The following is an 18,486-nucleotide window of genomic DNA, read 5'->3' on the forward strand; positions in this document are numbered from 1 at the left end:
AACACGCTAGAAGTACGGTGTCCAGCCGGGTCCGACGGCGGCGGCGGCGTGCGCCGGTCCGGAGAGGTGACGGGCGGCCTGCTCGCGGGCGTAGAGGCGGATCAGGTCGTGCATCCGGTAGCGGCCGGGTCCGGCGGATTCGAGGAGGCGGGCGTCCAGGAGGTGGTTGAGCGCGGCTTCCGCCCTGCGTTCCGGCCAGCCGGTGAGAGCGGACGTGCCGGCCGCCGTGTGGATGGGGGTCTCCATCGACCCGAGCCTCAGAAACGCCTGGGAGGCGTCATGACCCGCGGGCCCTCTCAGCAGGTGCTGGAGGCTGACCGCGATGCTGTGGCGGATGGCCAGATCGGCATGTTCGAGGGCGTCGAGGCGGCTGTCGGGGTCGGTGAGCTGATCGGCCAGCCAGGACAGCGCCCGATCGGGCCTGGCAGCCACGCGTGCCGCCGAGATGCGGAGCGCGAGGGGCAGGCCGCCGCACTGCCGGACGATCTGCTGCGCCGCTTCCGGTTCACCACGGACCCGGCCGGGACCCGTGAAACGGACGAACAGCGCGGTGGCGTCGGCGTGGTCGAGCCTGGTCAGCTCGAGATGACTCGTGCTGTCGAGCGAGGCCATGATCTGGCGGCTGGTGATGATCAGCGCGCATGCGGGCCCTGCGGGGACGAGAGGCCGGACCTGCCCGGCGTCGAGCGCGTTGTCGAGGACGACGAGCAGATGACGTGTCGAGGTCAGCGAGCGGTAGCGGGCAGCGGCCTCGTCCAGGGTGGACGGTACGGCGGCGCCGTCAAGCCCGAGTGAGCGCAGCAGCCGGCCGAGGGCCTCGTACGGCGGCAGTGGCCGGCGCCCAACGGTGGCGGCGCCCATGTCGACGTAGAGGACGCCGTCGGCGAAGCGGTCGGCGACGGCGTGCGCGACATGAACGGCCAACGCGGATGTGCCGACCCCACCGGGACCGTGCACCGCGGCGACGGCAGGCAGCCCTGGCCGGGTGTCGGTGAGCGTCCTGCGCAGCCATGCGATCTCCGCGGCGCGCGCGGTGAACGCCGGGATGTCGGCGGGGAGTTCGGTGGGGATGACAGGCTTGCCGAGCGTGGCTCGCTGCGCAGGGGTGTCGAGGTCGAGCGCGGGATCTCGCCGGAGTACCGCCTGCTGCAGCCGGCGCAGCGTCGATCCTGGTTCGACACCCAGCTCCTCGGCCATGGCACGGCGCGTCTCCCGGTACACGGCGAGCGCTTCCGAGGGACGGGAGGCCCGGTACAGCGCGAGCATCAGCTGGGCTCGCGGGCGTTCCCGCAGCGGGTTGGCCTCGACGTGGGCGGTGAGCACCGGTACGACCGCGTGGTGATCACCGGCTGCCAGGCGCAGGTCTACGTGGTCCTCCAACGTGGTCAGGCGCTCCTCTTCGAGGCGAGCCGACTCGGCCTCGGCCCACGAGGCCGTCATGCCGGCCAGGGCATCCCCTCGCCACAGGGCCAGAGCCCGCTGGAACAGCCCGTCCGCCGTCTCGATCTCGCCCTGTGCCTTCGCGGCACGCGCCCGGCGGGCCAGGAGCGAGAACAGGTGGACGTCGATGCGCTCGCGGGCGAGGTTCAGCTGGTACCCGCCGGAGACGGTCGCGATGATGTCGTCGCCCTGGTGCGGTGCGAGCAAGCCGCGAAGTTTCGACACCACGATGTGCAGCTGCTTACCCGCCGTCGTCGCCGTGCTCTCGCCCCATACCTGGGCGAGCAGCTGTTCCGAGGAGACCGGCTGCCCAGCACTCAGTGCCAACCTGGTCAGAACCCCGACCCGCCGCTCACCGGCCAGCACGGCCGGCTCGCCGTTCGCCGCGATCTCGCACGGCCCCAGGATGTTGATCTCCAGTCCCATCAGGCCCCCTGTCATATCGATGGCGCATGCGTCTCTGGGCCGGGAGCGGGAAAGGAGACGTCCGCTCATGGGAGCAGGCCGGCGTACGTTCGTCCCCGCGTAAGGGGATGCCCACTGCCCCGTGGAGTGGGCATCCGCGCGACCTGACCGCAGCAGATCACCACCCTACGGAGACAGCGGGCGTACCGATGTCCGGCGAACGACCTACAACGAGGTCTCCGTCTGGTTGAGCTCGGCGAGCGTGATGAGTCCGTCGTCGAGGGCGCGGCTGACCAGTTCGCTCTTGGTGCGGGCGCTCCGTCCCACATTGGCGTACTTCACCCGCACCCGTGTGATGTAGGTGTCGACGGTCTTGGCCGCGATGTTGAGCTTGGCCGCGACAAGCTCCTTGGAGGAGGAGACGAACCACGCCCTCAGCACCTCGACCTCCCGCTGGGACAGCCGAGGCCGGTCGGCGGCGGTGTCGGCGATGAACGCCCCGGACAGCGAGGGCGTGGTGTACGGCTCACCCCGCGCGGCCGCCCGGATGGCGGGGACCAGGTGCTCAGGCCCCTCCCGCTTGGTCAGGTAGGCGAGCGCTCCGAGATCGACGCACTTGATGGCGATGGCGTCTTCCGTGTGTTGCGAATACACGATCACGCGCCTGCCGATGTCGACCAGCCTGCGAAGCTCCCCGAAGTTCGGCAGACCGGGCACCAGCTCCAGATCGAAGATCACAACATCGGCGGCGGCCCCCGGCCCGGTCCAGACGTCGGCGAGCCGGTCTCCTGCGTCGATGAGGCCGATGGGCGGTACGGCGTGGGCACACCAGCTGCCGACTCCGGCGGCGATGGCCGCGTGATCGTCCACGATCACGGCAGTGATCAGCTCGTCGGCTGCCATCGGGCCTCCATCCAGACCATGTCGTCGTGGCGCAACGCCTCGACGCGGACACCGGTCGAGGCCGGGTTCGGCGCCGTCACCTCGTCGCAGTCGGCGACGACGCTGACCGACACCAGGTCCGCATCGCCCACGACGGTGACCCGTGCCCGTGAGGCGGCTGTGGCCAGCACAGTCAGCACCGCCTCGGTGAGGTCGCGCCGTACGGCCACGGGCGGCACCGGCCACTGGCCGCGGGCGTCCAGTTCCACCGCGACACCCTTTCGGTCGGCCACGTCGGCGCAGTGACGCAACTCGTGCAGCAGGGGGTCGGCGACGGAGTCGGCCTCGGCGAACAGCCGCCGCATCCGGGCCGCCTCAATGGCGCAGCGCCGCTGAACCCGCGGATCTCCGGGGTCGAGCGATCCGTCGGCGAGCCCTTCCAGCAGCGGAATCGTGGCCACTGACAGCTCGCCGTACCGCCGCAGCCTGCGCCGGTGCGCCTCAGCCGTACCGGCCTCGGAGGCCCGTACTCGCTCGATCTCCAGGTGCGAGGCCGCCGCCACCGCGCCGAGACGGTGCAGGATCGCCGCCATCACCGCCACACACAGCGGGAAGCCCACCACGCTCACCGAACCGGTGGCGAACCGGGCCAGCGCCTGCTGGGTGGGGTGATCGAAGACGAGCAGGTGCAGCAGGGCAGTGAGCTCGTGGGCCACCAGGAACGCCACGCAGGAGCGCAGCGGCCGATCGAGCAGGACGACGACGCCCACCCAGTTGGCGGCGCCGAACACCCAGTCGATCTCGGTCGAGGTGCGTCTGTCAGGCAGGGCCGCGTACGACAGGGCCGACGCGCCGAGCACGACGGTGATGGCGAGCCCGCGGAGCCGGCGCCACGTTCTTCCCCGGACGAGCAGGGCCGCCTCACCGGCGAGTACGGCCCCGAGTGCCGCCATGGCGCCGAACTGCGCGAGCGCGGGCTCATAGCGGTCCATGTGGCGCAGCAGGTTCGCCATCCCGAGCCCGAACACGATCGCCGAGGCGGCGAGCAGCGTCGCGATCCGCAGACCGTGCCGTAACGCGGCCTCGAACAGGTCAGCCGTCACCGGCGCGCCACTCCAGCCGTACCAGGGTGCCCTCGCCGGGGGCGGAGGTGATCGTGGCCGTGCCGCCGATGCGGGCCATCCGCCCATGGACGGACTCGCGCAGGCCGTACCTGGTGGCCGGCACCTCCGCCGGGGAGAATCCCCTTCCTTCGTCGGCGATGTCGAGCCGCAGCGCTTGGGAGTCGCCACGCAGCCGTACGGTCGCCCGGGTCGTATCCGCGTGCCGGCGCACGTTGGTGAGCGCCTCTCCAGCCGCATCGGCGATCGCGCGCGCGACGTCGTACGGCAGGCGCACCTCCTCGGGAGCGTCGAACTCCACGGTCAGCGGCACCGCGTCGAGGCCCGCGCGCAGCAGTTCCACGACATCAGCGTGCGCGTGCGCCGGGCCGCTGCCCGAGGCGAGCCTGTCGAGATCCCTGCGGGCCTGGGCGGGCAGCCAGCCGGCGTCGGAGCGCACCTGTCCGATGCCGACCATCAGCAGGGTCGTCGCCGCCGTGTCGTGCAGGGCGTTGGCGAACTCGCGTTCCTCGGCGCGGACGGCAGCGGCCAGGAGCGATTGGCGGCGCGCCCGCGCGGCCTCGTCGGCCGCCAGGTCGGCCCGGTGGGCGGCCCGCCGCAGCAGCGTCCAGGCCACCCGGGAAAGCGCGGCCGCCGCCGGCGCCCACAGCAGCCCTCGGATCACGCTGGCGTCCGCGCCCGCCGCGGCGACGGCGACCACCGTCCCGCCTCCGGCCGCCAGCGCCGCGGCGGCGCCCACCAGCACCGGGGTGTGCCACTGGCAGGTGACGCACATGAAGAGGACCAGCAGGCGCAGCCAGCCGGTGTTGGTGTCCTCGATCGCGTCCGTCCACCAGACGCACGCGGCCAGCCCCAGCAGGACGACAACGTCGAGGACGACCGGGACGCTCCCCCGGCCCCTGCCGAGCCACCACGCGTAACCACAGGTCCAGGCCGCCGCGACGGCGACGACGAGGGTGGTGGGCGCGAGATTGCCGGGAGCGGAGCGGAACAGCGCGATCGCGCAGATGGGAACCAGCGTCACCAGACGCATGACGGCCGCGTACTGGCGGCCGAAGCGGACCAGTTGGCGCATCGCCTCCTGCGCCACCCCGTCACCTCGCTCTCGTCGATCTCGTTCGGACAAATCCTAACGATCGACCAAACCGTAATCGCGGTGAGAGGCGTTCGCCTGACACTCCCGCATTCCCGTCGTCCGTAGGCTCGCATCGGGGGCGCAAAAGGGCGAAGCACGCCTTCCCGTCGTATGCCTGTCATCTCAGGGGCGGCAGGCTTGCCCGCTCTGGAGGTTCGTCCGATGTCCACCCCTCACCCGCCGTCCCACGGGTCCGGCGCGCCCGGACATCAGGGCGGCCGGCACGCCGCGCCGCCCTGGGCTTCCGGCGGCTTCCCGCCCCCCGCCCAGGGTGGACCTGCACCAGGCGGGACAGGACCGGGCGGGACAGGACCGGGCGGGACAGGACCGGGCGGGACAGGACCGGGCGTACGGTGGCCTCCCGGTCCCGGCGGGCAGCCGCCCCACCCGCAGGGCGGACCCGGAGGGCAGTGGTCTCCTCCTCAGCGAAACGGCGGCGGAAGGGGAGGGAAGGGGCCGCTGATCGCCGTCCTCGTCGTGCTCGGCGTCGTCCTGGTCGCCGGACTGGCAGGGGCCTGGCTGCTCCTGAGCCGTGACGAAGCCGGCCCGCCCGCGAACCCGGCCTCCGGCCGGAGCGCCCCTGTCCGGTCGCCCACGGCCAAGGAGGCGAAGACCACCGAGGCGGTGAAACTCCGGGCGATCACCGGCGACCAGCTCTGCGCCGCCGTACCGGACAACCTCCGTAAGAGCCTGGTAGCCGACGCCAGATACGGAGGAAAGGACGCATCCACCGCGGCGGCCGCCGACACCGAGAAGCGAGCGGCCTGCAGCTGGACGAACAGCAGGATGGACGTCGGCGACGGCGTCCTCGGTTATCGCGCGCTGAGCATCGCCGTGGAAGCCAGGAGCACGGAGACGCTCAGCGCCGTCGAATACGCCGCAGATCGCTTCGAGCGGGACAAGAAAGCGCACGAGCGGCGAGTCAACGTCCGCGACGGCAAGCGGATCGACGGCAGGACCTCAGGCTCGGCGTTCGGCGAGCTCAAGGCGCTGCAGTATGGCGACGCCTCCTACAGCCAGTCCTCCATCGGGATGAACGGCCTCAAAGCGGAGGTGTTCGTCAGGCAGGGCCCTTGGCTGATCAAGGTCACCTACGGCGGCGACAACCGGACCGGCGCCAAGTACCCCTCCGGCGACGAGACGCGGGCCGCGGCCGGGAAGGTCACCGAGCTCATCACCGCAGAGATGGCCAAGAGCGCCGACAAGGTGAAGCTCACCGGGCCCTGCGGCATCGTCACCGCCGAACAGATCGAGTCGGCGTTCTTCCCCGCCGCAGGCGGACCGTCCGTCAGTACCAACGACGGCAGGATCAAGCAGACCACCTGCACCTGGGCGGTCAAGGAGGCCGTCAAGCACCGGCCTGGGGATGAGTTCACCGCGCGCGGAGGCCAACTGAACATCCGCCTGGTCCGCTGGGGTGGGGGCGACACCGGATCGACGTTCCAGTTCGATCGCGACGCCAAGAAGTACGACCGCTACCACGACAAGGGCGGAATCGCCGACAGTCGCCTCCACATCGTGTACGAACCCCGCCAGGAGCTGTCCGGGCTCGGGGAGAAGGCGTTCGTCGTGCGTTCCAGCACCACCAAGCTCTACGACAAGAGCGCGCCTCCCATGATGGAGATGCTCGTCAAGGTCCTGGTCGGTGACCAAACGGTCGAGGTCGCGTTCCGGGGGACGACAACCGGAGGCGGTCTCGTCGACGCCGCCGGCTACCGGGCCCCTTTCTTCGATCCCGCGGTCGCGCAACCGGCCCTGACGAAGGTGGCCAAGATCTTCGTCGCGGGCCTGAAATGACCTGAGCTCGCGCTGGCGGCACTCGCAGGGCGATCAGGCTGCTCTGCGAGCGCCCGCTGATCAGTTCAGTGACGGTCCTTCGACGGTCAGGCTGACCCGCTGCGGGACCGGCTTCGGCGAGGCGGATCCAGAGTGAGGGCCATGCGGTCTGGGGGCGCGGGCCGGTGTCAGAGGGGCCAGGTGCCGATGCGGTCCAGGCGGCGTCGCTGCTGGGGCGGCGGCCGGTACGTCCAGGCCCTGGCCGCGGGCGGTGAGGCGTTCGGCGACCGCGGTGCGGTGCTGGATGCTCTTGTGGTCGTCGTATGTGAACGTGGCCTGGACTGCGGTGACCTCCAGGCGCAGTCCGCGGATGCCGGACGGCATGCGCCCGTACGGCGGGCGACCGGCGGCGACCTCGGCGTGGTCGCCGCCGGGCTGGAAGTGGGCGAGCTGCCGGAGCAGCAGGTCGGCCTTGGCCTGGGGGCCATCGATGATGTGCGCGCGGCAGGTGAACTGGACGGTCGCGTAGTAGCTGGTCGGGACGCCGTCGCGTGGCGGGACGTCCCGGGGCGGTGCGCCAGGTGCCGGGGACGAAGGCCTAGTCGCCGATGACGGTGAAGGTCACCTCCGGGTGCGCTCGATCGCCTTCCACACGGGGTTGGGGCGGGCAAGGTGGATCAGCAGGTCACCGCCGTGGCAGATGAAGTGGGTGGGAACGACGACGGGCGGGGATGAACACAGGAACTCCTTCCCGGCGATCGGCGTGGTGGAGGCGGTGCGGGGCGGTCAGGTGAGGGCCAGCAGGCTGACCGCGACGGCGGCGGCGCCCAGGCCGGCGAGCTGGCCGCGGCCGATGCGTTCGTGCAGGACCCCGCGGGCCAGCAGGACCGTCCCGGCCGGATACAGGGCGACGATCACCGCGACGATCGACAGGTCGCCGCTGCGGGCGGCGAGCAGGAACAGCAGGTTGGCGATCGAGTCCAGCACTCCGGCGGTCGCCGACAGGGCGTAGGCGGGCTTGTCCGGGCCGAGCCTGCGAGACATCATCGCGGCCGCGGTCAGGATGATCGCCGAGGAGACCGTTCGTCCGGCGATCAGCGGGGCGATGCCGCTGCCCGCGGGCGCCTGGTGCAGGAAGATCAGCTGCAGGGCGATGGCCGCGCCTGCGCCGAGCGCCAGGAGCAGCGCCGTACGAGAAGGACGGGCCGATGTGCCGCCTTGTCCGGTCGCGGAGCCGGCGCTGACCAGCACCACCGCCACCAGGGCCAGCGGCAGGCCCACCATCCCGGCCACCGAGAGGTGCTCCCCCTGGACCAGACCGACCGTCACCGGCAGCACCGCCGACACCAGCGCGGTCACCGGCGACAGCACGTTCATCGGCCCGATCGCCAACGTGCGGTAGAGCAGCGTGAACGCCGCCGCTGACGCCACTCCCGAGGCCGCGCCCCACGCCAGCGCCCCGGGGCTGAAGGTGGCGCCCAGGATCGGCCACAGCAGCAGTTCCACCACCAGGCTGGCTGGGGCGGCGATCATGACGGTGCGCAGCACGTGGGCCTTGCGGGCGCCCAAGCCGCCGAGGAAGTCGGCGCATCCGTAGGCCAGGGAGCTGCCCAGCGCCAGCAGCAAAGCGATCACGACACCTCCGATGCGGTTCAATGGAATGACTTCACGGTACATCAGAACGACCGGGCAATGTCAATCGAACGACCGTGGAGTACACTGAAACGACCGAGGAAGGGAGCCAGCCAGATGGCCGAGAACGACACCGCCCTGCGGACCGTCGCCCACAACGTCAGGACCGCCCGGCTGCGCGCGGGTCTGTCCCTGGAGGAGCTCAGTCGTCGCGCCCAGGTCTCCAAAGGCGCGCTCGCCGCGTTGGAGAAGGCCCAGGGCAACCCCAACCTGGCCACTCTCGTTCGCCTCGCCGACACGCTTGGCATCTCGGTGTCCACCCTCATGCAGGGCCCGCCAGAAGGCCGTACCGTCCGCATCGCCAGCGCCGAGGAGATCGAGCCGCTGTGGACCGGCGAACGCGGCGGCCAGGCCCGCCTCATGCTGGTCATCGCCGGTGCTGCGCCGGTGGAGGTGTGGCGGTGGCGGCTGCACCCAGGAGAGGACTACCCGAGCCAGCCTCACCAGGCCGGGGTCGTGGAGACCATCAGCGTCACCACCGGTCAGATGGTCCTCGTCCTCGACGGCGCCGAGCACACCGTCACCGCCGGGCAGAGCGCCACGTTCAACGGCGACAGCCCCCACACCTACCGCGGTGCCGGCACCGGCCCCTGCGATCTGATCATGACCGTGCACCTGCCGCCCGGCCCCGCCTGACCACCCTGTCCACGCCGGCCGTACGGACGCCCTCCTCGCCCGGCCGTCCGGTGGCCCGTCGTGCCGCTGCGTCGAAGAAGTCGCCAATCAGTTGACCGCGCCGCCCGCACCGAGCCGCCTGCGCGCGCAGAGAGGCAAACGCTCGACCGCGTGGTCGATCCCGCGGGGGTCGAGGTGACGCCGGGGGCCGCCCAGGCGGCCCCTTTCGGTCCCGGTCCTTGCCGTCGTCGAGCGAGGACCGGATCAGTTTCGGGAGCATCGATCCGGGTCGGCCCGCCTATTTCAGTAGAACCTCGCCGAAGTTCGCCTGAGTCGAGTTGAGGCCGTACCAGCTGGGGTGGACGGCCTGGGCGGTGACGGTCGAGACGCCGGTGGCCGAGCCGTGCAGGACGGCCAGCATGCCGCTCCCCCCGTTCTTGGCGGGGGTGCCGACGATGACCTCGCCCCTGCCGTCGCCGGTGATGTCGGTGATCGTGATGGCCTGTCCGAAGTGGTCGCCGGGCTTGGACTGCTCGCGGATCGGGTCGGGCAGGGAGGACCCGCCGATGGGCCCGATGCCGTCCTGAGTAATGGTCTGAGCACGTTTGACCACCGGACCGTTGGCGGAACCGGGGATCACCATGACGGCCCCGGCTTCACTGTGGCCCGAGACGGTGGCCTTGGCGGCACCGACGGCGATCTCGGCCCAGCCGTCGCCGTTGACGTCGCCCACGGCCAGGCCTGGGCCGAGTTCCGCGCCGGTGGCCAGCGAGGACAGGTCGACGCTGTAGCCGGGGGCCGGGGACGGGCCGGTGGCCCTGCCGTACCAGACCTGCAGCGAGGCGGTGCTCGGGGTGAGCATGACCAGGTCGGTGTGCCCGTCGCCGTTGACGTTGCCCATCACCACCTCGGAGTCGGCCTTCGGGCAGCCCTGACCGTGGGACGGAGGCGAGGCGCAGGTGGACGGCGAGCCCAGCACGGTGAGCTTCACAGGGGCCTGGTGCGGATCATTGATGAGCCACAGGTGGGGCCCGGGCTCACCTTCGCCGGAGTACCTGCTGGCGACGACCGCGATCTCCAGCTTGCCGTCGCCGTCGATGTCACCGGTGGCGGCGCTCGCCTCATGGTTGATATAGCTTTTGTCGTCCAAGTCGGGATAGATGGCATTCGCGTCCCTGTTGTACCAGCCGCCGACGCGGAACCAGTAGCTGCCCCTTATGGGCCCGACGATGTCGGTTCCCGGCTGGTCGTCGAACTGACCGCCTGCCAGTCTCCAGGGGGCGCCGAGCGGCCCGAGGACGCGGCGCTCGATCGTGGTGACCCCCTGGGCGGTCCAGGAGTCGACCTGCATGTCGTAGTTTCCTCTGGAGATGAGGTCGGTCCTGCCGTCGCCGTCCACGTCGGCCGCGCTTATCAGCTGGCCCCACCTCGCGCAGGGTCCCCAGCTCGTGCAGCCGGGCGCGGGACGGATGACGTGCCGGCTGTTGGTGAGGCCGTCCGGGCCGCCGTAGAGGACGGCCATCAGACCGGACGTGTTGGTGCCGGGATAGCCGGGGTAGTTCGGGCTGCCGAGGGCCACGTCGTTGTAGCCGTCGCCGTTGAAGTCGGTGTTCCCCGGCGCTTGGGCGGCCGCCTGTGCCGTCCCGTGCGGGACGATCAGGGCCGCCATCAGGGCCAGCAACGCCGCCGACCGCGCGATCTTCTGGGCATTCATGGAACGGATTGTCATGGGCCGGGACAGACCTGGCGTCACCCGTACGGCTGACCTCCCACCCGTCCCCCGGGTGACACGACAGTCCGGACAGTCCACGCCGGACCGGCGCGAGCCCGTGCGGGGGTATGCGCTGCGGCGCACCCCCGCACGCCCACACTCTGCGCCCACATCACCGAGGGCGTCACAGTCGACCGGTTGCGTGCCCGCAGCCCTGTGCCGCCTCCTGACCCCTCGGGCAGTCCCGGGGAGAGGACGACTCCTCATGTCCCCGGAGCAGCGACTACTACGCCCGCCGGGTGGTCTCCGACCAGGGGGAGGTCACGGCGGACGAGCCCGGCGGCGACTCGCCATACGCCCAGGTCAGTGCTTCAGGATCAGGGATCAGCCCAGGGCCGACGGACCCGGTCCTCAGCCTTCGAACGACACGGTGGCGAACCGGTACCAGGTCTTGCCTTTCTCGTCCCCGTAGTGGGTGCGGCCGGTCATGACCTTGCCGTGGGCAGCCTGCCAGCTGTGACTGCTCTCCTTCGTGCCTGAGGTTAGGGAGACACCCAGATCAGACGTGGCGGGCCGGCCAAGCGCCGCGGGTGTGGTTCGACGGCGCCGATACCGGACTTTCCATGTCCAACAAGCTTCGCCGGGCGGAGCTCTGTGCGTCGGATCAGCGGCCGATGTCCGGCGCTACCATCGCCTGCGCTGATGCCGGTCAGCGGGCCTTGCCCATGGCCTGGCGGATCACGTCACGTGCTCTGTCCATCATCGCGACAGGTGTGCCCACCAGCATGTTCTTGGTGGCCGACTCCGTTCCGGGATGCGGGTGCGTCGGCGCCATCGCCTCGGCCGCCTTCACCCCCACCGCCAGCGTCTTGCGCTCAGCCGGCGAGGTGTGCGCGCGCAACTGCATGAACTCGTAGCGCTCCTCGCTACGGGCGTGCGCCGTCACCGCACCCCTCAGCAGGGTGAGCTTCTCCAGGAAGTCGGCGGCCTCAGGTCCCTTCTCGTCCATCTCCATGAGCAACTGCTTGGCCTGGTTCTCCTCGGCCAGCCGGTCCTCGACGACGCCTTCCCCACCGTCGATCTTGCGGCGGGCATACGGATGGACGACCTCCTCTTCCGCCGTCTCGTGAACGGCGAGCAGGCGCACCAGCCGCGTGAAGGCCTCGGCCCGCTGCTTGTCCGAGGCCTGCTCGACCTCGTCGAACAGGTCCCTGATGAGCGCGTGCTGCGCCAGTAGCAGGTCGATGACGTCGTCCTGGTCCATCGTTTCGGGCATCGGCTGTTGATCGGCCATGGGTGATCTCCCTTCGAGTACGGCGTGCCCTACCCGAAGGCCGAGAGACGACGCCTGGGTTTACGCATTCCACGACCGCTGCTCGGATAACCACGAGGCTTCCGTGGGCAGCTTCGGGTAGCGCCGTGCTGCGGCCCCCAAGGCGTTCCACCATGGCGTCGCCGACGAGGGCGGCACGACCAGCCCGCAGGGCAAGCCCTGACACACTGTGGCTTCGAGGGAGCACGAATCAAATGACCTTCAATCCGTTGCGTGAGCGTGGCATCCCGCTGGACAAACAGCTGCGCAACTGGCGCGAGCTGAACGTGACACCGATCGACCCCGACCACGCCGATCCCTACACCCGCTGCCGCATCATCGCGATGAACGGCATCGAGGTCGAAGCGGTGATGTTCAGCCACCAGATGGCCAGGCACTGCCCGGACACCGAGATCAAGCAGCAGCTCGCGCGGGTGCGCTACATCGAGGCGCAGCAGCAGAAGGCGGTCAACTGGCTGCTGCCGGGGCTGGCCTCGGTGCTGGAGACCACGCTCGCCTACGAGCAGGTGGCGGTGGACCTCACCGCCTGGGTGGCCAGGATGGAGCCCGACCCCTACCTGCAGCAGGCCTACCAGTTCGGCGTGCTGGAGGACTTCGACCATCTCTACCGCTACGCCAACCTGTACGAGATGATCGAGCACCGCAAGGCAGAGAAGGTCGTCGACGGGCTGACAGAGGTCATGCCTGGCCGTCCCACCTATCTGCATCACCGCGACCCCGTTGACAACGTGCGCGAGCCCTATGACCGCACTTCGGCCGCCCCGCTGTCGAAGCTGCACGCGCTGACGATCCTGGCGGCGGAGCAGCAGACGATGAACTTCTACATGAACGTCGGGCCCGAGTACATGGAGCCGATCGCCCGCCAGCTCTACCAGGAGATCGGGCTGATCGAGGAGGAGCACGTCACCCACTACGAGTCGCTCGTCGACCCCGGCGAGACCTGGTGGGAGATGCTACTCAACCACGAGTACAACGAGTGCTACCTCTACCACTCCTTCATGGAGACGGAGACGGACCCGAAGGTGAAGGCGATCTGGGAACTGCACCTCAACATGGAGCTGGAGCACCTGCGCCTGGCGGCCGAGCTGTTCAAGAAGCACGACGGGCGCGACCCAGAGGAGGTGGCGGCGCCCGAGCTGCCCGCACCGGTGACCTTCGAGCCGAACAAGGCATACCTGCGCGATCTGATCGCCACACAGATCGATTACACGACGCTGGGCACCGGCTACGTGCAGGAGGCGCACGAGCGGTTCGAGAAAATGCAGGAGGCCCTGATGGGCGGGGAAAAGGCGCCGTCCGAGCGGGTGATCGAGGAGAACCGCGCCAAGTCTGGCGAGGAGTACCGGCTGGAAACCGAAGGGCCGCACCCCGTGGGAAGCCTACGCCTGGACCGCTGACCCTTCCACGGGCCTCTGCGCACCAGATCGCGGAGGCCTGTGGGCGACCTCAACGCAGCCGGTAGAGCTGCGTCTCGAGCCACGCCACACAGCGCTGGATCTGTTCCCGGCTCAACCCGGTGACCCCCTCCAGGTCCTCGACAGTGAGCACGTCATGCCTCTCGAAGGCTCTGGCGATCTTCCCTGCCCACAGTTCCTCATCAAGGAATGGACGACGTCGGTAGTGCTCCCGCAGAGCGACCAGGTGCGCGTAGCCGCAACTGGTCAAGAAGCGGTGACCGTCGTGTTGCGCGTCACCGTCGTGCGTCACCGACGAATCCGAGGCGATGCCGTGGACCCCTGTCCCGGGCGGGATGACCTTGCCACACCAGCCGCACCGATCAGGCGCGTTGACAGGTTCGTCCCGCATCTGGCTGTCCATGCCACCCGCCTACCCTCACGACCGTACAGCAGCAGCCGCCTTCGTCTCGGTCAGGCAAAAACGACGAAGGCGAGCCCTACGACAAGATCAATCCCAATTTGTTCTCTCAGGGGCTGTGGTCACCGGGAGTCGTACCGGTCGAGCGCTGGCAGGAGCTGATCGAAAGTACGCTCGGGAGGCAGGCGAGATCGTCGGGGTCAACACCCGCGCCCATCCACTCACCTGGCGCTGACCATGGCCTCCCGCTCTTTCGAGACAAGGGCACGCCTCCTCAGCCCAACCGGTAGAGCTGCTCGAGCCACACCACACAGTGCTGTACAGCATCGTCGATCCCGAGGGGTACGGGCCGAGGATCTGGTTTCAGCAGGTGCCTGAGGGCAAGGTGGCCAAGAACCGGTTCCACCTGGATGTGAAGGTGGGCGGCAAGCGGGAGGACGTATCGCTGGAGACCCGGAAAGCGCGGGTGGATGCCGAGGTGGAGCGGCTCGTCCAGGCGGGGGCGTCCGTTGTGCGGGTGCTGTCGCAGTCCGGGGTTGATCACTATGCGGTGGCGATGGTGGATCCCGAGGGGAACGAGTTCGACGTGGTCTAGCGCCGTTTTCCGCACGTCACACGGCTATCCCGCGTCTCCGCATCCCCCGCCGCACTTCGGCTTGAGGTCCGTCTGGAAGAGAAGGAGGCTTGGGTCCTTTCGAAAAGGAAGCTTGGGTGGAAGAGAAGGACGGTGTGGACGCGGTACCAGGGACGAAGCGACACGTGCGGAAAACGGGGCTAGCCGCGCAGGCGGCCAACGAGGGCGGGCAGGAGTGCCGGATTCTCGTGCGGGCCGAGATGTCCCAGACCTGGCACAGCCACCACCTCGGCGCCCAGCAGAGCGCGAGCCGGTCCGCTGATGCGGGCGGGCGGGTAGAAACGATCCTCGGCACCTGTGGCCACGACCACCCGCGTGCCCTCCCAGCGGCGCACGACGGGTTCGGGCAGCGGCGAAGGAGCCAGGCTGGTGCGGCTGTGCCGGGCGACGAGCGTCATCCACTCCACCGGCACACGGTTCACGTCGATGATCCCGCGTGTCTGACCGCTCATGTATCCCAGCAAGGCCTCGCTGCGCCTGGCAGTGGGAGCGACGAGCCAGGGCAGGGTGACGCCGAGCAGGGCGGGGGTCAGGCGGGCTCGACTCAGTCCGGCCGGGGACACCAGCACCAGGCCGCCGATCTGCGGCCCGGGTCGCGCAGCCAGGGCCACGGCCGCTCCCAGCGAGTGCCCCACCACCACGACGGGTTCACCACTTACCTGACAGATGATCTCTCCGAGCCAACGCCCATAGGCGGCCAGGCGTCCCCTCCCTGGCCGCTGTGGAGAGCTCAGGCCCGGCTGACCCGGAAGGTCGGCCAGGATCACCTGGTGGTCGGGTACCAGTGCATCGGCCACGTCCAGCTGGGTCGCGGCGCAGAAGTTGGTGCCCGGCAGCAACAGCACACGGGGGCCCTGCCCAGCGACGACCACGGCGGTCGCTCCCAGACCGGTCTCCAGCGTGCATATCCGGTGCTGTGTCGGCCAGGAGTCCAGCCGCTCCCGGCACCAGTCGCGGACGTGCCGCTCACCGGTGGGTGAGGTGTAGATCGTTGTGAAGCTCAACGCGAGCCTTTCCATGAGGGACGTCAGGTCGGACCGCCGACCAGGCTTCCCGGCTCACCAACCACACGAACCGCCGGTCCTCGGCGTGTGCGTGGCCTCCCGCCACTCTGACAAAGATCGCCCTCCCCCGCAAACGACTCCCGCCCGCTCCTGGACCCAGGGGTTCAGCCCTTGATGAAGCGGCGGATCATGTAGCGGCGTACCGCCGGGAGGGCGGCCAGGCGCAGTGGCAGTTGGGTCAGCCACAGCAGCAGGGGGTTGGCGGGCGCGTAGACGCCTTTGACCCGGCGTCCCAGCCTCTGTTTCCTCTCTGCCTCCGGCCGGAGCGCCATTTCCCACGCGGTCAGGGCGGCGCCGATGTCGCCGGGGTGGGCGTCGAGTTCACTGCCCAGCCGGTCGGCACCGCCCACGGCCAGGGAAGAGCCGTATCCGGCGAACAGCGTGACGCACCAGGCCGCATCCCCCAGTAGAATCACGCGGCCACGGTGCCAGGTGGGGGCGACGACCTGGCTTATGGTGATGATGGCGCGCATGAGGGTTTCCTTGCTGGTCAGAGCTGGCGCAGGAGGCGCTGTTCGGCAGCCGGGTCGAGCCAGGTGTCGGGTGAGGGGGCGTCCGGGCGTGAGACGGGGTCGCCTTCGGCCTGCAGCCAGGCCCAGGTGTCAGCGAGGGTGTCGCGCAGCGGGCGGGTGGTGAGCCCGGCGGCGAAGGCGGCGTCCACGTTGGCGTCGTGCATGCCGCTGGGCGTCGAGCCGTCGGGCAGGCGCAGTCCGAACTCCGCGCCCAGCGACAGACCTTCCTGCCGCAGAAGGTCGGCGGGCGCCCAGACCAGCTCGGCCTCGAAGCCGGTCACCTCCAGCGCCGTGGTCAGCAGCTGCCCGACCGTCACCGCGCCGGGGCGACCTGTCACCGTGTAGGCGCCACCCACGCCGCCTTCGGCGCAGCGCAGCATCCAGGCGGCCAGGTCACGGACGTCGATGTACTGCAGCGCCGCCTCGGCCGGGCCGGGGGCGAGGACGCGTCCGCCCTTCTCCAGTCGGCGCAACCACCACGGGATGCGGCCGACGTCCTCGTACGGGCCGAGGATCATCCCGGCTCTGGCCAGCAAGGCGCGCTCGCCGTACGTTTCGGTGACGACCAGTTCGCCGCCGCGCTTGGCGGCGGCGTAGTCGGCGCTGTCGTCGCTGGCAGGATCGCCGTCGACCAGCGGGGCGCTCTCGTCCGCGCCCGCCGGCCAGGGCCAGCGGTGCACGCCGCGGCTGGAGACGTAGCCGTAGTGTCCGGCGCGGCCGGCCAGCAGCCGGGCGCTGTGGGCGACCACGCGCGGCGCCCAGGCCCAGGTGTCGATCACGGCGTCCCATTCGCCGTCGCCGAGCGCGGCCGTCACGGCTTCGGGGTCGGTGCGGTCGGCGAGCAGCGCCCGGACTCCGGGGGCCGGTGGGCGGCTGAGACCGCGGTTGAGCGTGGTCACCTCGTCGCCGCGCTCCAGCGCGGTCTCGACGATCGCGCGGCCGACGTGGTGGGTGCCGCCGAGGACGAGCAGCTTCATGAGGTTTCCTCCGTGAGGGGTAGCCAGAGGGCTGACGGGTGGTCGGGGTCGTGGAAGATCTCGTGGATGGAGGCGCGCAGCGCGAGCGTCGTGGCCAGGGGCTCGCCGGTGCCCGGGTTACGGCCGTAGCGGGGGTGGGCGCCGCTGGAGACCTGCAGCCGGATGCGGTGGCCGCGGCGGAAGCGGTGCGCCAGTGGCCACAACGCGATGTCCACGGTGATCACCCCGTCGCTGTCGCGAGGGATGTCGCTCGCAGGGTCGAGACGCGCGACGCCGTCGCAGAGGTTGACCGAGCGGCCGCGCGGGCTCACCTCACACAGCCGGGCCACGTAGTCGACGTGCGGGATGGAGGCGCGGGCGTGCAGGCGGACCCGGACCGGGCCGATGACCTCGACCTCGCGGGCGAGCGGGGCGGTGGTGAAGGTGAGCACGTCGGGCCGGGCTTCGATGGCGCGGTTGTCGGCCGGGCCCGACGACATACTCACCGTCGTGCCGCCGACGGTGGGCGTGGGGGCGGCCGGGTCATAGCGGTAGCGGCTCGGGCCGGCTGCGGGGTCGGCGTGCATGCGGTTCAGCCCGTCGCCGGGATGCAGGTACCAGGGTGTCGGCTCATGGGCGGGCGGCCATCCAGGCAGGTCCTGCCACCTGTTCGCGCCCGTGACGAATACCCGCACCCCCGAGAGGGCTCGCCTGCCGAGCAGGGCCGCGTCCAGCGCGGCGAGCGCGTCACGCATGCCGTCGCGGGTGTACAGGCCCTTGCCGTGGCCCCACGGCCCGATCAGCAGCCGGACCGTACGGCCCGCCGCGAGCAGCGCAGCGCGGTCGGTCAGCATGCCGGGGAGGAAGAAGTCGTACCAGCCTCCCTGCAGGTGCACCACGGGCGGCATCCGCCCGACGTTGGCGCGGTGGTCCATGCGCGACCAGTACGCCTGGTCGGGGCCGTTGCCGATCCACTCCTGGAACCACCTCACCCGGTGCCCCGTCAGCGCCCGATCGGCCTCGGCAAGCGGGAGCGTGGCACTGGCGCGGCGCAGCTTACGGCCGGCGGCGGGCACCGCCAGGAACTGCCGGACGACTCGTTGCCCGTTAACGCGGCGGCGAAGACGGGGTCGGTGGGCGCGAGGATCGCGCCGATCAGCAATCGCTATCGGCTGGAGGAGGACGTCTTCGCCCGCGCCTTCCGCGCGAGGATGAGTGAGTTCGACGCGTTCAGCGCGCTGGCGCAGCGAGGTCTGCGCGCGGTCGGCGATGCACCTGGACCCAGGCGGCGGCTGGAACTCATGCGGGACATGTACGGCTTTATGGCCCGTGAATTCCCCAAACTCCTGGACCGCTGGGACCAGGAACGTGAGAACCGACAGCGTCCCTGAGATG

18 protein-coding genes are annotated in these 18,486 nt (G+C 70.3%); 5 read left to right on the top strand and 13 right to left on the bottom strand.

What is annotated here, in order from left to right:
• Nucleotides 1-6: 6 nt before the first annotated feature.
• From FHR33_RS42965 to FHR33_RS42980, 4 genes are all read right to left on the bottom strand, one after another.
• Entirely contained in the window at nucleotides 7-1,866 is a 1,860-nt protein-coding gene (locus tag FHR33_RS42965; RefSeq protein ID WP_183660778.1) for an AfsR/SARP family transcriptional regulator, read from the bottom strand.
• 204 nt (nucleotides 1,867-2,070) lie between these two features.
• Entirely contained in the window at nucleotides 2,071-2,748 is a 678-nt protein-coding gene (locus FHR33_RS42970; RefSeq protein WP_183660780.1) for a response regulator, read from the bottom strand.
• Nucleotides 2,730-3,830: a hypothetical protein gene (locus FHR33_RS42975; RefSeq protein WP_183660782.1), complete on the bottom strand. Its 1,101-nt coding sequence runs from the start codon at nucleotides 3,828-3,830 to the stop codon at nucleotides 2,730-2,732. The genes FHR33_RS42970 and FHR33_RS42975 overlap by 19 nt, the downstream gene beginning before the upstream one ends.
• Complete coding sequence (locus FHR33_RS42980; RefSeq protein WP_183660784.1) at nucleotides 3,820-4,923, bottom strand: sensor histidine kinase; 1,104 nt, start codon at nucleotides 4,921-4,923, stop codon at nucleotides 3,820-3,822. Before FHR33_RS42980 ends, FHR33_RS42975 begins: the two co-directional genes overlap by 11 nt.
• A gap of 537 nt (nucleotides 4,924-5,460) precedes the next feature.
• On the opposite strand from FHR33_RS42980, the gene FHR33_RS42985 reads away from it, so the two are divergent.
• On the top strand, nucleotides 5,461-6,780 hold the full coding sequence (locus tag FHR33_RS42985) for a hypothetical protein (protein ID WP_183660786.1): 1,320 nt from the start codon (nucleotides 5,461-5,463) through the stop codon (nucleotides 6,778-6,780).
• A 60-nt stretch (nucleotides 6,781-6,840) separates the two neighbouring features.
• On the opposite strand, the gene FHR33_RS51205 is transcribed toward FHR33_RS42985, so the two are convergent.
• On the bottom strand, nucleotides 6,841-7,254 hold the full coding sequence (locus FHR33_RS51205) for a hypothetical protein (RefSeq protein WP_312896100.1): 414 nt from the start codon (nucleotides 7,252-7,254) through the stop codon (nucleotides 6,841-6,843).
• 291 nt (nucleotides 7,255-7,545) lie between these two features.
• On the bottom strand, nucleotides 7,546-8,394 hold the full coding sequence (locus FHR33_RS42995; protein ID WP_183660788.1) for an EamA family transporter: 849 nt from the start codon (nucleotides 8,392-8,394) through the stop codon (nucleotides 7,546-7,548).
• A gap of 114 nt (nucleotides 8,395-8,508) precedes the next feature.
• Here FHR33_RS42995 and FHR33_RS43000 point away from each other — a divergent pair, with 114 nt between their 5' ends.
• The gene (locus FHR33_RS43000) at nucleotides 8,509-9,087 is read left to right on the top strand and encodes a helix-turn-helix domain-containing protein (protein ID WP_183660790.1); all 579 of its coding nucleotides are present in this window, start codon (nucleotides 8,509-8,511) and stop codon (nucleotides 9,085-9,087) included.
• A gap of 277 nt (nucleotides 9,088-9,364) precedes the next feature.
• Here FHR33_RS43000 and FHR33_RS43005 read toward each other — a convergent pair whose 3' ends face one another.
• Both FHR33_RS43005 and FHR33_RS43010 read right to left on the bottom strand, forming a co-directional pair.
• On the bottom strand, nucleotides 9,365-10,780 hold the full coding sequence (locus FHR33_RS43005; protein WP_183660792.1) for a VCBS repeat-containing protein: 1,416 nt from the start codon (nucleotides 10,778-10,780) through the stop codon (nucleotides 9,365-9,367).
• A gap of 706 nt (nucleotides 10,781-11,486) precedes the next feature.
• Nucleotides 11,487-12,071, bottom strand: coding sequence for a hemerythrin domain-containing protein (locus FHR33_RS43010; RefSeq protein WP_183660794.1), 585 nt, complete (start codon nucleotides 12,069-12,071; stop codon nucleotides 11,487-11,489).
• A 233-nt stretch (nucleotides 12,072-12,304) separates the two neighbouring features.
• Here FHR33_RS43010 and FHR33_RS43015 point away from each other — a divergent pair, with 233 nt between their 5' ends.
• Nucleotides 12,305-13,507: a hypothetical protein gene (locus FHR33_RS43015; protein ID WP_183660796.1), complete on the top strand. Its 1,203-nt coding sequence runs from the start codon at nucleotides 12,305-12,307 to the stop codon at nucleotides 13,505-13,507.
• A 49-nt stretch (nucleotides 13,508-13,556) separates the two neighbouring features.
• On the opposite strand, the gene FHR33_RS43020 is transcribed toward FHR33_RS43015, so the two are convergent.
• Nucleotides 13,557-13,928: a hypothetical protein gene (locus FHR33_RS43020; RefSeq protein ID WP_221242524.1), complete on the bottom strand. Its 372-nt coding sequence runs from the start codon at nucleotides 13,926-13,928 to the stop codon at nucleotides 13,557-13,559.
• Between the two features lie 310 nt (nucleotides 13,929-14,238).
• Between FHR33_RS43020 and FHR33_RS43025 the strand changes: the two genes are divergently transcribed.
• A complete protein-coding gene (locus FHR33_RS43025) occupies nucleotides 14,239-14,520 on the top strand; it encodes a VOC family protein (protein WP_350656923.1) in 282 nt (93 codons plus the stop codon).
• A gap of 179 nt (nucleotides 14,521-14,699) precedes the next feature.
• Here the strand turns inward: FHR33_RS43025 and FHR33_RS43030 are convergent, their stop codons facing one another.
• The 4 genes from FHR33_RS43030 to FHR33_RS43045 form a co-directional block, all read right to left on the bottom strand.
• Nucleotides 14,700-15,563 (bottom strand): alpha/beta fold hydrolase, encoded by an 864-nt coding sequence (locus FHR33_RS43030; protein WP_183660798.1) that lies wholly within the window; start codon nucleotides 15,561-15,563, stop codon nucleotides 14,700-14,702.
• 164 nt (nucleotides 15,564-15,727) lie between these two features.
• Nucleotides 15,728-16,222 carry an FAD-dependent monooxygenase gene (locus FHR33_RS43035; protein WP_312896101.1) on the bottom strand — a complete coding sequence of 165 codons (495 nt, stop codon included), beginning with the start codon at nucleotides 16,220-16,222 and terminating at the stop codon, nucleotides 15,728-15,730.
• The gene (locus FHR33_RS43040) at nucleotides 16,114-17,112 is read right to left on the bottom strand and encodes an NAD-dependent epimerase/dehydratase family protein (RefSeq protein ID WP_183660800.1); all 999 of its coding nucleotides are present in this window, start codon (nucleotides 17,110-17,112) and stop codon (nucleotides 16,114-16,116) included. The genes FHR33_RS43035 and FHR33_RS43040 overlap by 109 nt, the downstream gene beginning before the upstream one ends.
• The gene (locus tag FHR33_RS43045; RefSeq protein ID WP_246453746.1) at nucleotides 17,109-18,338 is read right to left on the bottom strand and encodes a CocE/NonD family hydrolase; all 1,230 of its coding nucleotides are present in this window, start codon (nucleotides 18,336-18,338) and stop codon (nucleotides 17,109-17,111) included. Before FHR33_RS43045 ends, FHR33_RS43040 begins: the two co-directional genes overlap by 4 nt.
• On the opposite strand from FHR33_RS43045, the gene FHR33_RS53755 reads away from it, so the two are divergent.
• Entirely contained in the window at nucleotides 18,225-18,482 is a 258-nt protein-coding gene (locus FHR33_RS53755; protein ID WP_512766928.1) for a hypothetical protein, read from the top strand. The genes FHR33_RS43045 and FHR33_RS53755 overlap by 114 nt on opposite strands.
• Nucleotides 18,483-18,486: the final 4 nt, after the last annotated feature.

The organism is Nonomuraea dietziae, assembly GCF_014195505.1.
Lineage (GTDB): Bacteria > Actinomycetota > Actinomycetes > Streptosporangiales > Streptosporangiaceae > Nonomuraea > Nonomuraea roseola.